The 14,759-nt window shown below is 59.2% G+C and carries 14 protein-coding genes; 11 read left to right on the plus strand and 3 right to left on the minus strand.

Going from position 1 to position 14,759, the window contains the following annotated elements; translation table 11 throughout:
• Positions 1–325 precede the first annotated feature (325 nt).
• Entirely contained in the window at positions 326–1,006 is a 681-nt protein-coding gene (locus tag M0D67_RS10345; protein ID WP_266238744.1) for a MarR family winged helix-turn-helix transcriptional regulator, read from the plus strand.
• A gap of 128 nt (positions 1,007–1,134) precedes the next feature.
• Here M0D67_RS10345 and M0D67_RS10350 read toward each other — a convergent pair whose 3' ends face one another.
• Positions 1,135–2,286: a porin gene (locus tag M0D67_RS10350; protein ID WP_266238808.1), complete on the minus strand. Its 1,152-nt coding sequence runs from the start codon at positions 2,284–2,286 to the stop codon at positions 1,135–1,137.
• 276 nt (positions 2,287–2,562) lie between these two features.
• Here M0D67_RS10350 and M0D67_RS10355 point away from each other — a divergent pair, with 276 nt between their 5' ends.
• From M0D67_RS10355 to M0D67_RS10390, 8 genes are all read left to right on the plus strand, one after another.
• Complete coding sequence (locus M0D67_RS10355) at positions 2,563–3,117, plus strand: bacteriohemerythrin (RefSeq protein ID WP_266238745.1); 555 nt, start codon at positions 2,563–2,565, stop codon at positions 3,115–3,117.
• A 32-nt stretch (positions 3,118–3,149) separates the two neighbouring features.
• Positions 3,150–4,142, plus strand: a complete 993-nt coding sequence (locus M0D67_RS10360) for a PDR/VanB family oxidoreductase (RefSeq protein WP_266238746.1) — start codon at positions 3,150–3,152, stop codon at positions 4,140–4,142.
• A gap of 44 nt (positions 4,143–4,186) precedes the next feature.
• A complete protein-coding gene (locus M0D67_RS10365) occupies positions 4,187–5,488 on the plus strand; it encodes a Rieske 2Fe-2S domain-containing protein (RefSeq protein WP_266238747.1) in 1,302 nt (433 codons plus the stop codon).
• Positions 5,489–5,512: 24 nt separating this feature from the next.
• Positions 5,513–6,784 carry a Rieske 2Fe-2S domain-containing protein gene (locus tag M0D67_RS10370; RefSeq protein ID WP_266238748.1) on the plus strand — a complete coding sequence of 424 codons (1,272 nt, stop codon included), beginning with the start codon at positions 5,513–5,515 and terminating at the stop codon, positions 6,782–6,784.
• Positions 6,785–6,794: 10 nt separating this feature from the next.
• Positions 6,795–7,619 (plus strand): SDR family NAD(P)-dependent oxidoreductase, encoded by an 825-nt coding sequence (locus M0D67_RS10375; protein WP_266238749.1) that lies wholly within the window; start codon positions 6,795–6,797, stop codon positions 7,617–7,619.
• A gap of 84 nt (positions 7,620–7,703) precedes the next feature.
• Positions 7,704–8,573 carry an alpha/beta hydrolase gene (locus tag M0D67_RS10380; protein WP_266238750.1) on the plus strand — a complete coding sequence of 290 codons (870 nt, stop codon included), beginning with the start codon at positions 7,704–7,706 and terminating at the stop codon, positions 8,571–8,573.
• Positions 8,574–8,681: 108 nt separating this feature from the next.
• The gene (locus M0D67_RS10385) at positions 8,682–9,293 is read left to right on the plus strand and encodes a MarR family winged helix-turn-helix transcriptional regulator (protein WP_266238751.1); all 612 of its coding nucleotides are present in this window, start codon (positions 8,682–8,684) and stop codon (positions 9,291–9,293) included.
• A 29-nt stretch (positions 9,294–9,322) separates the two neighbouring features.
• Entirely contained in the window at positions 9,323–9,580 is a 258-nt protein-coding gene (locus M0D67_RS10390) for a hypothetical protein (RefSeq protein WP_233468820.1), read from the plus strand.
• Positions 9,581–9,582: 2 nt separating this feature from the next.
• On the opposite strand, the gene M0D67_RS10395 is transcribed toward M0D67_RS10390, so the two are convergent.
• A complete protein-coding gene (locus tag M0D67_RS10395; RefSeq protein ID WP_266238752.1) occupies positions 9,583–11,787 on the minus strand; it encodes an OsmC domain/YcaO domain-containing protein in 2,205 nt (734 codons plus the stop codon).
• Positions 11,788–12,036: 249 nt separating this feature from the next.
• Here M0D67_RS10395 and M0D67_RS10400 point away from each other — a divergent pair, with 249 nt between their 5' ends.
• Positions 12,037–12,525 carry a hypothetical protein gene (locus M0D67_RS10400; protein WP_266238753.1) on the plus strand — a complete coding sequence of 163 codons (489 nt, stop codon included), beginning with the start codon at positions 12,037–12,039 and terminating at the stop codon, positions 12,523–12,525.
• 101 nt (positions 12,526–12,626) lie between these two features.
• Positions 12,627–13,118, plus strand: coding sequence for a DinB family protein (locus M0D67_RS10405; RefSeq protein ID WP_266238754.1), 492 nt, complete (start codon positions 12,627–12,629; stop codon positions 13,116–13,118).
• Between the two features lie 199 nt (positions 13,119–13,317).
• Here M0D67_RS10405 and M0D67_RS10410 read toward each other — a convergent pair whose 3' ends face one another.
• The gene (locus M0D67_RS10410) at positions 13,318–14,583 is read right to left on the minus strand and encodes an MFS transporter (RefSeq protein ID WP_266238755.1); all 1,266 of its coding nucleotides are present in this window, start codon (positions 14,581–14,583) and stop codon (positions 13,318–13,320) included.
• Positions 14,584–14,759: the final 176 nt, after the last annotated feature.

Below are 14,759 nucleotides of genomic sequence, written 5' to 3' on the forward strand. Positions count from 1 at the left end.
GTTTCGATTCGCGATCTGCGTATCGGGGAGCCAACTCGATCGTGGCTGGGAGGAGGTTAGTGATTGATCGGCCTTCGGGCGGAGGCATTGTCAGATGCTGTGCCCGAACGTCGCCTAAAAGCGGTGAGTCTGGGAAGACCGCTCCTTGTGGCGCACTAATCGCCGTTTCCTCCTGCCTATTTACGGATCCGTCATTTCGATTTCGTCGAGGCAGGCGCTTGCGCCTCAGGCGACCAACGCCACGCCGCGAGGCCTTAACGTACAAGCTTCGCAACCCTTGTTACAATCGGTTGAAATTGTATGACCTTCCCAGGAAGCCTTCTAGATGAGCCAAACCGCCACGAAACGAGCCATGTCCGCTCGAACCCGCAAGAAGTCTGTCTCGATCCAGGCGGAGCCTGCCGTGCACCCACATTCTCCGGGTAGCAGCCATGTCGATTTCATCACCTTGCAGTGGCAGCGGGAATACAGAAATCTGGATCTTTCGAACTTCTTGCTCGCGATTTATTTTATGCGCCTCGGCACGCTTGTCGAACTTGCGTTTGACAAGATGACGCAAGAACTTTGGGGTGTCAGCGGGTCAGACATGCGTGTCCTGCTGGCGCTGCGTCGCAGCGGCCACCCGTATGCAAAGCGACCGACCGATCTGTATCGCTCGCTACTCGTTACCTCGGGCGCAATAACCAAGAAGATTGATCGGCTGGCGAGCCTTGGCCTGGTCGAACGCCAGTCCGATCCCAGTCACGGCGGTGGGTCGATCGTTCATCTGACCAGGAAGGGCCTGGACGTTGTCGAAAAAGCCATCGTGAAACTGGCGGAAGAGTCTTCCATCGCACCTGCGATGGCGCACTTTACGGAAGCCGAGCGGGCAAGCGGTACAGAGTTCTGTCTGCGCACGTTGGCCCTGTTAGAAGAATTGAACGCTCCCGCGATCGAAGACACCGAGAAGATTGCGCCGAAGTCTCGAACAAAAGCGGCGCGACAGCCATCCCGCAATAGTCGATAGTTGCACTGTTGACGGATCAAACGTCCAGCACCAACATCTGATTCAACGCCCTCGAGTAGCAGGTCACTGCTGTTGTCGGGCGTGAATGGCCGACAACAGCGCGGTGACTTCAAGCGTCCACTAAGCTTCTAGAACTGGTGGCGAATACCCACCATCGCACCCGTTTGATTTACACCGGGCAATGGGTTAGATGCCGGTGGGATCACACCGCCATCAATCGTGTACGCTCCGTTGCGCTGATTGAACACGCGACCCGCAGTAACATAGACAGAAGAGCGCTTGGACAACAGGTACGTCGCACGCGCTGCGATCACGGAGGCTCCCGCGGAACTGCCACCGTTCACTGATATGTGTCCGAACTGGGCATCCAGAGCAATTTGCGGAAGGGGGAAATAGGTCCCGCCAAGCCACCAGTAGTTGCTGACGGCATCGGAAAGGGTCGGCGTCTGCACCCCGTGATTGATTCGATGCAGGAATCCCGCACCGATAGTCGAGGTACCAAATTTCACGTACCCGTCGATAACGGCACGTGTATCGGTTTGCGCAGTCTTGGGCAGGGGCGAGCCGACCCCGCCACCACCGTAGTTGCGGTCAAAGGCCGTCGCCACACCCCAAGTCGCCGCTTCATATTTCACCATGGCAGACATCGACTTGCAGGCCCGCCAGTCCGTCGGCGATTGCCCAGCGCATCCGCCGGCCGGCACAGGGTCCACCGCGTCACGCCCGAACGAATACGTGGCGCCCACCGTCAGCCCTGATCTTGTGAAGGTATAGGCGACAGCGTTGTCGAGTCGCGGTTGAGCCAGGTATGGGTCCAGGTCTCCGGCTGCATAGACATTCGGCCCCATCGTGTCACCCGGCATGGCCCAATAGATCTGGGAGTATTGCCGGCCCGCGGTTAACGTCCCCCAACGCCCAGAAAGCCCGACATATGTCTGCCGGCCGAACAGGCGGCCACCTTGATTCAGTGCGCCAGTCGACGGGGCGAAGCCCGACTCCAGGACAAAAACCGCGCTAAGGCCGCCACCCAGATCCTCTTTACCGCGGAGACCCCATCTCGAGGGTATCGATCCCGTGAGCGTCGGCATACGTACCACACTGGACTTTTGGGGACCGACATTTGTCACATACTCAATGCCGGTATCGATAATCCCATACAAGGTGACAGAACTCTGCGCCTGGGTTACCGCCGGCGCGCATACGGCAAGAAACGAGAGTCCCCAGCAAGCCACCTGATGTCGCGAAAAACCACATCCCACCCGCTTCAACCCTGAACTCATCATCTGTCTCCCCCTGGTTAATTGCTTCCACGGAAGATAATTTTTGATCGTCTTCCTTGTCAAATTATTTGACGTTGGGAGATACCCGCACCCCATCGAACCAGGCCCATCTTGATCGCATATGAGAAGTTTACTTCGTCACAAAATGTCTGTTTTTTATAGGATATTTTGTCTTATTGGCGTTTTCCCTATCTCGACATTTGATGAGTAAAACATCATCTTCCACGGAAGATATAATTGGCCAGTGCGATCAACTTCGCAGGAGTACGTTGAAAAATGAACGATTTGGAAGACCGGCAGACAACTCACGATCATGGTGTCGCGCCATCACCGAACCCCACGGTTGGCTCAACAATGACCGGGGCAACGGAACATGTCCGCGAAGAGGACCGTGCCCGTCCTCGCTTTGCCTGGAGCGACGACTACGCACTCGGCCATCAGACGATGGACGAGACTCACCACGAGTTTGTGGCGTGCGTACATACGCTGCTGACAACGGAAGACGAAAATCTCGGGAGCGCACTCGAAGCATTTGCCGACCATGCGCGTCGCCACTTTGACGAAGAGGACGCCTCGATGCGCGAGACGGCCTACGGCTCAGCGGGCTGTCATATCGATGAGCACGCTAACGTGCTGCACTCGCTCGACGAGGTACGGGCTATGTTGGCCGAGGGACGTACCGACGTTGTTCGTTCCTTTGCCCGCGCGCTGGTGGACTGGTTTCCGGAGCACGTGCGTGTGATGGACCAGGGTCTGGCGCGCTGGCTGATTCAGCGACGGCTGGGCGCCTCGCCAATAGTCATCCGGCGTCGACTTCAGGTTGCCGCCTGACACGCTGTCCTCACTTTACTCAAGTATCTGTCATGAACAACCAATCATCCCCTTTGGACACGTTGCTGCAGGTCAAAGTCATCGCCAGGACATGGCTGGCCGACGACATTTCCGGCTTTGATCTCTCGCCATTGTCGAACGGCGACCTGCCGGCCTTCGAAGCCGGCGCGCACATCGATCTGCATGTGCCTGGTGGCCCCGTGCGTCAGTACTCGTTGTATGACTTGCCGGGCGAATCCCCTCGCTACCGGATCGGCGTGCTGCGTGATCCCCAATCCCGCGGTGGTTCCGTCAAGCTTCTCGATAACGTGCAAGCCGGCGACACGCTCACGATCAGCGCCCCGCGCAACCACTTTGCTTTGCATGACGATCAAAAAGACCGGTCGATCCTGTTCGCGGGTGGTATCGGCATCACGCCGATCTTTTGCATGGCACAGCAACTGGCGCGCGAACACCGCCCATTCGAAATGCACTACTGCGGTCGCACGCTATCGCGCATGGCCCTTATCGAACGCCTGCAGCAGGCGCAATTCGACGAGGAGTCGCAGGTACACATGCACGTCGACGACGGTGCCCCTGATCAGCAGCTCGATGCCCGCACCGCGATAGGCGCGCCTTCATCGGACAAGCACCTGTATGTGTGTGGGCCCACCGGCTTCATGGATCACATTCTGCAGACCGCGCGCGAACTCGGTTGGGACGAGGCACATCTGCACCGCGAATATTTCGCTGCGGCACCCATCGATTCGTCGGGCGACGAGCGGTTCGAGATCGAGATTGGCAGCAGTGGCCAGGTCATCGAGGTTCACGCGGATCAAAGTGCCGCACAAGCTCTGCTCGACGCCGGCTTCAACCTGCCGCTGTCCTGCGAGCAAGGTGTCTGCGGCACCTGCATGACCAAGGTGCTGGCCGGTGAACCTGACCACCGGGACCTTTATTTGACGGACGACGAACGGGCACGCAACGACACCTTCATGCCGTGCTGCTCGCGCGCGAAGACTTCCCGGCTGGTGCTCGATCTTTGAGGCCATCAGTCACCCACTGCCAAACATCGTAGCGAGGGATCGACATGTTGAACAAGCAAGATAACGAATTGATGTGCCGTGTTGGCGCCGGTACCGCCATGGGTGATGCGATGCGCCGCTTCTGGTTGCCCGTGATCCAGTCGTCGGATATGCCGGAGGCGAATGGCGATCCGCAGACCATTGAACTGCTGGGTGAGCGGTTTGTCGTGTGGCGCGACCAGCAAGGCCAGCCCGGCCTCTTTGCAGAGGGTTGTCTGCACCGCGGCGCATCGATGCAATTGGCCCGCGCGGATGGCGACGGCCTGCGCTGCATCTACCATGGCTGGAAATTCGCGGTGGATGGAACTGTCCTTGAAACGCCTAATGTCGAGGACCCGAAATTCAAGCAACGGATCAAGGGCCGAACCTACCCGGTGCGCGAAGTGGGCGGCATTGTCTGGGGCTATCTGGGTCCGAAGGATGAAGAGCCGCCGTTCCCGCATTGGGCCTTCATGGATCAGCCGGACGTGCACCGCATCAACGCCCGCGCGGTCATCAACGCCAATTATGTGCAGGTGATGGAAGGTCTCGTCGATTCGTCGCATCTGACCGTTCTGCATAGTTCCGCACTGGCGAGGACTAACGACTCCGATCTCGACTACGCGAAGAAGACTTCGCATATGCAGTTCGACGCGGCTCCCAAAATCGAGGCAGACGAGACGGACTTCGGCTTCCACTACGTAGCCATCCGCGAAGGCCAGGGTCAGCGTATCGCACGCGTCACCTCGTTCATCGCGCCTTGCTTCATCGCCAACGCGAACGGAGATGTCTGGCTTGCGATCGTTCCGATCAGCGACGAGCGCTGTTTCCTGTACCACGTGTGGTGGGATGCCGAAAAACGCATTGGCGAAGAACCGTTGCGCAATGAGCAACTCACGTTCGTGGGCCTGGACGACTCGACGCTGCGCAAATACGGCATGACGATCGACACCTGCGACTCTCCGACTGCCATGTCGGTTGCCAATGGCTACCGCCAGGACCGCGCGCAGCAGCGCAACGGCCACTTCACGGGGTTTGACGGCATCACGCAGGAAGACGCCGCGTGCAGCGTGTCGAGCGGTGCGATTCGCGACCGGTCGCAGGAGATGCTCTCCACCGCCGACCTCGCGATCAGCCGTCTTCAGCGCTGCTTGCTGTCCTACGCCCGGGCGGCCCGTGACAAGCAGGAAATACCCGCGCTACGAGCGGACGCGGGCAGTGCAATTGGCGTGTCCGGTGAAATCGGTGCGGGCGAAGACTGGCGCACTCTTGTTCCCCACCATCGGATCGTTTCGTCTCATGGCGCGCGCGCAGAGCGCAGCCAATAACGAAAGTCAATTAAGGAGCTTTATATGTTGAGCCACAAAGACAACGAGACTCTCTGCCGTGTCGGCCCGGGCACGCCGGGCGGCGCCTTGATGCGACGCTACTGGCACCCCGTGTGCGCCTCGGTCCAACTGCCACATCCGGACTGCGCGCCGCTGCGAGTCCGCCTTCTCGGCGAGGATTATGTCGCCTTCCGCGACACCGAGGGCAAGGTAGGTTTTCTGGAAGAGCTGTGCATGCATCGCGGCGCGTCGCTCGCGCTCGGCCGCGTGGAAGAAGGCGGTATCCGCTGCCTCTATCACGGCTGGAAGTTCAGCGTCTCTGGTGCCGTACTGGAAACGCCGAACCACGCCGATCCGAAGTACGCGACACGGATGAAGGCACCCGCCTTTCCAGTGCACGAGGAAGGCGGCGTCGTCTGGGCATATGTCGGCCCGCGCGAGTTGCAGCCGGCGTTTTCTCGCTACGCGTTCATGGATGCGGACCCGAAACACCGCGTCGTGCTGCGCGTCAACGTCCACTGCAACTATCTGCAACTGGTGGAAGGTGGAGAGGACAGCTCGCACGTCGGCGTTCTGCACACCAATATGGCGCGCCCCGGCTGGAAGGACGACGAGTTCACGCCGAACTCGGACGTAGTCAATCCCGCCGCGCTTGCGTCCAATGATCTGGAACCGGCTCTCAAGATCGAAGAGACAACCTTCGGTTTCCACTACGTTGCGTTGCGCAAGACAAATGATCCGAAAGTCCAGAACGCACGCGTGGTGCCATTCATTGTCCCCTACGGCCGCATCATTCCTGCTCCCGCGTTTCAGTTCACCGTCCTCGAGGTCCCTCAAGACGACACGCACACGAGCACCTACATCATCGTGCACGGCGACGCACCGGTGACTGAAGAGAAGATCATCGAGCTGCTCGGACTGAATGACCCTCGGTACTATGACCGCAAGAGTTGCCAGTTCACGGCAAGCGTGGCGGATATGTTCGGCCAGAACCGCGAACTGATGAAGGAAAACTGGACAGGCTTGCGCGGCGTCGAGGTAGAAGATGCAGCGATCGGGCTGTCTCAGGGCCCCCTCTACGATCGCTCGCGCGAACATCTGGTGCCCGCCGACCAGGCCGTCGTACGCGTACGCCGTGTGCTTCTCGATGCCGTCAAGCGTGTGGCGGAGAACCAGCAACCACCCGCGCTCGGTCTCGACCTCCGTGGCGTGAGCGCCTGCGATCGGGAACTCGTGGACGGTACAGCCTGGCAAGAGCTGATTCCGTCGCATCGCAACATCGTGACAGCCGAATAAGGATACTCACGTGACCGATAATACCCATCAAGATGTTCCGGACTACCTGTCCCTGCTGCGACTTGACGGTCGCGGTTTTGTGGTGCTTGGCGCGGGGCAGGGTATCGGCGAACAAACCGTTCATGCACTGGCGCAGGCCGGTGCTCGCGTACTCTGCGTCGACCGTGACGAGACGCTGGCACGGAAAATTGCAGAGGCCGTGGACGGAATACCGTGCACGGCGGATGCAACATCTCGCGAAGACATGCAACGGGTGTTCGACACGGCGCACCAGCACTTCGGCCGCGTGCATGGCGTCGTCGATATCATCGGTGTGGCGGGGCTCAAACCGCTCGCTGCCGTCGACGATGCGTCGTGGGACCAGCAATTCGATATCGTCGTCCGCCATGCCTATCTCGCGATTCAGATTGGCGGCGAAATGATGAAGGCCGATGGTGGCGGCACCTTTGCGTTCGTTGGCTCGCTCGCCGGCGAACTCGCGGTGCCGAACGAGGTTGCCTACGCATCCGCGAAGGCGGCATTGCATCACCTCGTACGCTGCGCGGGTGCCGAGTATGCCCCCCACAATGTGCGCATCAATGCAGTGTCTCCGGGCTTCGTCCGTACGCCGAGACTGAATCAGCGTCTGGACGAAGCGACCTGGGCGAGAGTCGGTAACGCGATTCCGCTTGGACGGGCAGCCACGCCGGCAGAAATCGCGGGTCACCTGTTGTTCCTTGCGTCCGACCTGAGCGCTCATATGGCCGGTGAAATCATCGCTGTCGACGGCGGCCTTGGCGTCGTTGCCGCCATTCCCTCCATTACGTTCGCTCCCTCATCAACCCCGACTCCCTGAAAACCAGCGATGTCTTCTTCTCCTCAAAACCACATCCACCCGTCGCTTCGGGCTATCGCTGCAAACGCCGCAGCAAAACCTGGTATGGCGGAGGTGAGCCCCGAAGAGGCGCGCGCGGGCATGGCCGCACGCACCGCAGCACGTGAGCCCGGCCCTCATATCGACAAGGTTGTCGATTTCATAGTTCCGGGTCCCGACGCCGGCATCCCTGTACGCATCTACCATCCGAAAGACGCCACAGGGGTCACGATGGCCTTTCACGGCGGCGGATGGCTGATGGGCAATCGCGACAGTTTCGACGCGGTATGCCGCCATCTGGCCAACGACTCCGGACTGGCGGTGGTCAGCGTCGACTATCGCCTCGCGCCAGAGCATCCGTTTCCTGCGGCGTTGGACGATGTATGGGCCGCGACCTGCTGGGTCGCCGAATACGGGCACAAGCTGGGGCTTCCGTCCGAGCGTTTGACCGTGTTCGGCGAGTCGGCCGGCGGCAATCTCGCAGCAGCGGTATGCCTGCTGGCGCGGGAGCATGCCAAACCTCGCATTCTCGCCCAGGCACTCGTCTATCCGGCGACAGATGCCCGGCAGCAGGGGACCTCGCTATCCACCTACGCCGAAGGCTTCGTGCAGCGCAAGGTCGATGTCGAGCACGCATTTCGCACGTACGCTCTGGATCATGGTGTGACACCGACAACCTGGAAGCTCTCGCCGTTCCTCGCCGACGATCATGCGGGGCTGCCGCCGGCCATCGTTATCACCGCCGAGTGTGACGGCTTGCGCGACGATGGCGAAGCTTACGCACGGAAATTGGCCGAAGCGGGTGTTCCGACGACGTGCGTGCGCTACCTCGGCATGCTACATACGTTCTACAGTATGCGCGGTCAAGTCGACGCGGCGACCCTGGCTCAGCGCCAGATAGCCGACGCGTTGCGCCACGCGGTACAAGCGGCATAGCCATGCAAGCGCGGCGCCTCGAGCACGTCACTGTGTGCAGGCGCTGCGCCCTTCAGTTCGTAATCGGATCCTTTTAGCCTGCGCCCTTTAGCCAAGGAAGTCATCGAGATGAGCATCGCCGCCGCAAAGCGACCCGCGCCTCCCCCATCCCGCAAGCAGGCAGTAGCGGAGCACTCGAACGCTTCCGGGCCATCGAATGTCCCTCGTAACAGCCACGTTGAGTTCATTACGCGGCAATGGCAAAGTGAGCACAGCGAACTCAATCTTTCCAACTTCCTGCTCGCGATCTATTTCATGCGGCTCGGCACACTCGTGGAACAGGCGTTCGACAAAATGTGCCAGGGCCTGGGCGATATTAGCGGGTCCGACATGCGTGTGCTGCTGGCACTACGTCGCGGCGGTCACCCGTACGCAAAGCGCCCGACCGACTTGTATCGCGCACTACTCGTCACCTCCGGTGCAGTGACCAAAAAGATCGACCGTCTCGTGAAACTCGGCATGGTAGGACGTCAGGCAGACCCGAGTCACAACGGCGGTTTCATCGTCCATTTGACCAGGAAGGGCCTCGACATCGTTGAAAAGGCGATTGTCACGCTTGCGGAAGAGTCGTCGATCGCGCCTGCGATCGCCCGCTTTTCGGATGCGGAACGCGCCGCGGGCAACGAGTTCTGTCTGCGGACATTGGCCTTATTAGAAGAATTGGTGCCTCCCAAATCTTGAAGAATCCGGCAATGCGTTGTTGAAGCCCCGTGTCAGAGGCGCGCAACGCTCGCCGCGCCATCGCCCGCAAGCGTGCAGCCGAACGGATGAAAATATGGCACGATCACATCGTGCCATTGCCAAAGCAGGCGATCGCTGTGCTGAACGAATCGCAGTCAATTACCGGTAAGGGTCGCTACGTCTTTCCGTCCCCAGCCCGTCAAAAGACTCCCCATTTACATCGTGATGCATTGAGCAAAGCGCTACGGGAGATGAAAGGCATCATCGCATCCAGCCATGACTCGTAACCCTAACTGGCGGTAGCCGCCACATTGGCCCGCGCCTTATGCAATTTTTTGTAGCTGTCGATCAGGCGCTGGTGCCTATCGAGCCCCTCCAGTTTCATACTCGTTGGCGATAACCCGAAGAAGCGCACGCTGCCGTCCACCGACCCCATTACCGCGTCCATCCGGGCATTGCCAAACATCCGACGGAAGTTGAGGGCGTAGTCGTCCAGTTCCAGATCGTCATCGAGCAGCACCTCCAGCACCACATTCAAGGCCTGGTAAAACAATCCGCGCTCGACCGTGTTGTCGTTGTACTGCAGGAACGCTCCCACCAACTCTTGCGCAGCCTCGAATTGCCGCAAGGCGAGATGAATCAGCAGCTTCAACTCGAGAACTGTTAGCTGCCCCCAGTCCGTATTCTCGTCAAATTCGATACCGATCAAAGTGGCAATATCGGAGTGCTCGTCCAACTCACTGTTCTCCAACCGCTCAAGCAGAGCAGCCAGGCCGGCATCGTCCAGGCGATGCACGTTCAAAATATCGGCGCGGAACAACAGCGCCTTGTTTGTGTTATCCCAGATCAAATCCTCTACCGGGTAAACTTCCGAATAATCGGGCACCAGAATCCGGCAGGCAACAGCACCCAGTTGGTCATACACCGCCATGTACGCCTCTTTGCCCATGTCTTCGAGAATGCCGAACAAGGTTGCCACTTCCTCGGCATTGGAGTTTTCACCCTGGCCGGAAAAATCCCATTCAACAAACTCGAAATTCGCTTTGGCGCTGAAAAAGCGCCACGACACCACACCGCTGGAATCGATGAAGTGCTCAACAAAGTTATTTGGTTCCGTCACAGCGTTACTGACAAAGGTGGGCTGAGGTAAATCGTTCAGGCCTTCAAAACTACGCCCCTGCAGCAATTCCGTGAGACTGCGTTCCAGCGCTACCTCGAAGCTTGGGTGCGCGCCGAACGAGGCAAAGACACCGCCTGTTCGCGGGTTCATCAAGGTGACGCACATCACCGGGTAAGTCCCACCCAGCGACGCATCCTTCACCAGCACCGGAAAGCCCTGCTCTTCCAATCCCTTTATCCCGGCCAGAATGCCAGGGTACTTCGCCAGCACTTCGTGCGGCACATCAGGCAATGCGATTTCACCTTCCAGAATTTCGCGCTTTACCGCCCGTTCGAAAATTTCGGACAGACATTGCACCTGCGCTTCGGCCAGCGTATTACCGGCACTCATGCCATTGCTGAGGAATAGGTTTTCGATCAGGTTGGACGGAAAGTACACCACTTCGCCGTCCGACCGCCGCACGAACGGCAGCGAACAGATACCGCGCTCCACATTGCCGGAGTTAGTGTCGATCAGATGCGAGCCACGCAACTCCCCATCCGGGTTGTAAATCTCCAGGCAGTACGCATCCAGAATCTCAGCCGGCAGCGCATCCTTACGGCCGGGCTTGAACCAGCGCTCGTTCGGGTAATGTACGAACTCCGAGTTGGCGATGTCTTCACCCCAAAACGCACCGCCATAGAAATGGTTGCAATTCAGGCGCTCAATAAACTCTCCCAACGCGGACGCCAACGCGCTTTCTTTGGTCGCTCCCTTGCCATTGGTAAAACACATCGGCGAGTGTGCATCGCGGATATGCAGCGACCACACATTGGGAACGATATTGCGCCACGAAGCGATTTCAATCTTCATGCCCAAGCCCGCCAAAATGCCCGACATATTGGCGATGGTTTGCTCCAACGGCAGATCCTTGCCCGTAATATAGGTGCTGGCGTCAGAAGCCGGCTTCAACGTCAGCAAGGACTGAGCATCGGCATCCAGGTTCTCTACCTCTTCAATTACAAACTCGGGTCCGGCTTGCACCACTTTTTTGACCGTACAACGGTCGATGGAACGCAAAATACCCTGGCGGTCTTTGTCGGAGATGTCCGCCGGCAACTCAACCTGAATCTTGAAAATCTGTTGGTACCGGTTTTCCGGATCGACAATATTATTCTGTGACAGGCGGATATTTTCGGTAGGAATATTGCGAGTTACGCAGTACAACTTCACAAAGTAAGCTGCACACAGGGCCGATGAGGCCAGAAAATAATCGAAGGGACCAGGCGCCGAGCCATCGCCCTTATAACGGATAGGCTGGTCGGCCACTACCGTGAAGTCATCAAACTTGGCTTCAAGGCGTAGCTTATCGAGAAAGTTGACTTTAATTTCCATGGGGAAATTCCAAAAATGGTGCTCAAGACAAAATACAAAGCCCTGTAAAAAAACAGGGCTTTAATAGTCAATCGACTAGCGAATGATGTTTCCTGGCGGGGATTCTACTCCCACTTGATAGACAACCAGCCTGTGCGACTATCGTGCGCACAGGCTGAGTTCCGTTGTCGTCGCTGCCCATCGAATATCTGCGACCGGCCACGCCGTGGCAACGCGAGCGGCAAAACCACGCGATCTCGACGCCGGTCAGTGCGGCAGAATGAACGTCCGCTTCGGTCCCAACCCGCTTCACGTCCACCTGTCGACGCACTCCCGTACGAAAAGCTTGCTTTGCAGGCATTCAATCTCTGCAGCCGGCAATTGAGTCAACTGGAAACGCTTGTCACTTTTGCGGCCACAATATGTAGGAATCCTGCCATCACGATCGAGGAACGCCGACGCCAGAACACGTTGCTTGAATTACTCGTCCACACTGGCGAGCAGTATCAGCAGGATCTCACTTGCGACCGCGAGCTGTTCCAGGTGATCGCGCTGGATGCGAAGGGTGTCGCTCAAAGCCGCATCACCGCAAACCGTGCGACGCGTCTTCTTGAAGAGTCCGCACAGATCGCAGCCGAAGCTCAAGCCAAAGCCCAGCCTACGATAACGAAGGTCAGCCAGCGCAAACAAAAGCCCGCCAAAGACACGACAAGCGCAAGAGCAAAAACCGCCCAGCGACTGGTTGTCGAGCCGAACTGATTCGCCAGGAGCGACGGCAAGTCGCATAGACGCGCTGAAGAGACCATTGACGCGTTGCTGCCAAGCGTGGCGGCGCGTCGATGCCCCTTTGACTGGACGCAATGAATGGATTGAGCGCCGAGCATCATCCGGCGGAACTTCATCTTGCTACCCGGCTCATGAATCATTGTCTGGTAGTGAACAGGATCTTCGCGGCGCATCTCATTGGTGAAAGTCATCACTTCGCGTCGGACAATACACCCGACACCCCAACGCTCCCGGAACTGCGCGCTGGCCTCACGGCTACGGATCACTGGTACCTCGACTATGTAGGGACGGTCGCGCCGGCCATGCTGTCCGAATCTGTACCCTTCGCGTTCACCGATGGGGACAACGGGTATATGACGCGTGAAGCGATGCTGACCCACGTCGTGACCCATGGCGGTTATCACCGTGGTGAGGTAGGGCGAATTCTGGTTCAGGTTTCCAACGGATCAGAGCAGGGCATTAAATTGCCTTGGGACACCTACGCCGTGCATCTGCACACAACGGAGCCCTCACGCCGGCTTCGCGGCAGAGAGCCCTTTTCAGAGGCAGTTGATATCGGGCAATAAGCGACGAATACCGCTGCGCTACGAAGTCGCATACCCAAGGCGTTCAAAAGCCCTAAGGCGTCCACGTTCGACGCCTAGAACAACCGCCCCAAGCAACGCAGCATCCGTCCCAGTCGCCGAGACCGCCGGCGTTGTAGTCCGGTAGCGCGCGTACCCTGCGGCGGTATTGTTTCGACGCGGAAAAACACGCAGGAGGCCGTCATGCGTGCGTCGGCTGATTGCGCACGGCTTGACCGAGCGCGGCGCAGGCAATCAACAACGAACCCGTGACAAAGAACACAGCGTGCAGACCGAGATGGACGCCGATCACGCCACCGATCAGCGGTCCGACAACCTGACCAGCGAATTGCGCCGACTGAAGATACCCGAGCATCGTTCCCGACTGACTTTCGGTGGCCGTGTGCCGGACCAGTTTCGCGATCGACGGCAGCAGACCGGCCAGCGTCATGCCCATCAACCCGCGCAGGGCCGCCAGTTGCCACCAGTGCGTGACGAATGCTTGCGGCACCATCACGAGCCCGGTCAACACGAGGCAACCGATAATCACGTTCCAACTGCCGATCCGATCCGCCAGTGCGCCAAGCCGCGCCGCGGTCAGCATGCTGCCGAACGCCGAGCACGCCATCACAATACCGGCGGTGCGGGCCAGATGGTCGGTCGGCACATTGAGGTGCGCGATATAGACGGTGATGATCGGCTCGATCGACATGTTGGCGAGCAGCACCATCATCGCGGTAAGCAGCAGCGTGACCATCACGGTACGATTGGCCAGCTTCGGCGCCGTGGCGTGGGTTGATGCGTGTGCTTTGGCATCGGAGCCAGGGTGAAAATCCTCGCGTACGAACAGGATCGTCAGCAGGGCGGCAACGGCGATCATCGCGCCGCCGGCAAAGAACGTACTGCGAATGCTGATCAACGATGGCAGCACACCACCGACCAGCGGACCCACGAGACTGCCGGCCAGCGAGCCGGTCGACAGGATGCCGAGTGCCCATCCCGCACGTTCGCGCGGCGCCTGGGTGCCGATCATCACAATCGACGCCGAGGCATAGCCACCAATCAATCCGGCCAGCAGTCGCAGCACCACCAGTTCAGTCACGTTGTGCGCCATGCCGATCAGGGACATCACAATCGCCATGCCGACTGCCGCCCTCACGAGCATCGGCTTGCGTCCGTAGCGATCGGCGAGGCGTCCCCAGAGCGGCGCCGTGACGGCCGTGCCGAGAAAGGTCGCGCCGAACGCCACGCCCGACCACTGCACAATCGCGGCCTGCGACGTCACGCCGAGTTGCTGCACGTAGAGCGGCAGAAACGGCAGCAGCATGCTCAAACTGACGAGCGTGGTAAACGAGCCGAACACGCAAATGAACAGGTTGCGGCGCCAGTAGAGTGTGTTTCGTGCGGCGTAGCTGACGGCGTTCGCGGGCCCGGCCCCAAGGGCCGCCACATTGGCTGACTGATTCATAACGCCCCCCGCGATCCGGCGCGCAACTGCGCACCGGCGATGAGCACCACGTTCCGTTCCGAGTCCATTGCCTGCTCCATGCGTTTGGCGTTGCAGCCAGGTTTGGCCGCAGCTGTTACCCATGGCGAGCAGTTTACGAACAAACACGCGGCGAGAGAATCGCCGCCGCGCGGCAG

It is taken from the genome of Paraburkholderia sp. SECH4, assembly GCF_030511745.1.
In the GTDB taxonomy this organism is placed as follows: domain Bacteria; phylum Pseudomonadota; class Gammaproteobacteria; order Burkholderiales; family Burkholderiaceae; genus Paraburkholderia; species Paraburkholderia madseniana.

Excerpts from the sequence above, each read along its gene's own strand:
- M0D67_RS10395 (WP_266238752.1), bottom strand. The coding sequence starts at position 11,787 with ATGGAAATTAAAGTCAACTTTCTCGATAAGCTACGCCTTGAAGCCAAG.
- M0D67_RS10385 (WP_266238751.1), top strand. The coding sequence starts at position 8,682 with ATGAGCATCGCCGCCGCAAAGCGACCCGCGCCTCCCCCATCCCGCAAG.
- M0D67_RS10380 (WP_266238750.1), top strand. The coding sequence starts at position 7,704 with ATGGCGGAGGTGAGCCCCGAAGAGGCGCGCGCGGGCATGGCCGCACGC.
- M0D67_RS10365 (WP_266238747.1), top strand. The coding sequence starts at position 4,187 with ATGTTGAACAAGCAAGATAACGAATTGATGTGCCGTGTTGGCGCCGGT.
- M0D67_RS10350 (WP_266238808.1), bottom strand. The coding sequence starts at position 2,286 with ATGAGTTCAGGGTTGAAGCGGGTGGGATGTGGTTTTTCGCGACATCAG.
- M0D67_RS10355 (WP_266238745.1), top strand. The coding sequence starts at position 2,563 with ATGAACGATTTGGAAGACCGGCAGACAACTCACGATCATGGTGTCGCG.
- M0D67_RS10410 (WP_266238755.1), bottom strand. The coding sequence starts at position 14,583 with ATGAATCAGTCAGCCAATGTGGCGGCCCTTGGGGCCGGGCCCGCGAAC.
- M0D67_RS10360 (WP_266238746.1), top strand. The coding sequence starts at position 3,150 with ATGAACAACCAATCATCCCCTTTGGACACGTTGCTGCAGGTCAAAGTC.
- M0D67_RS10370 (WP_266238748.1), top strand. The coding sequence starts at position 5,513 with ATGTTGAGCCACAAAGACAACGAGACTCTCTGCCGTGTCGGCCCGGGC.
- M0D67_RS10405 (WP_266238754.1), top strand. The coding sequence starts at position 12,627 with ATGAATGGATTGAGCGCCGAGCATCATCCGGCGGAACTTCATCTTGCT.
- M0D67_RS10345 (WP_266238744.1), top strand. The coding sequence starts at position 326 with ATGAGCCAAACCGCCACGAAACGAGCCATGTCCGCTCGAACCCGCAAG.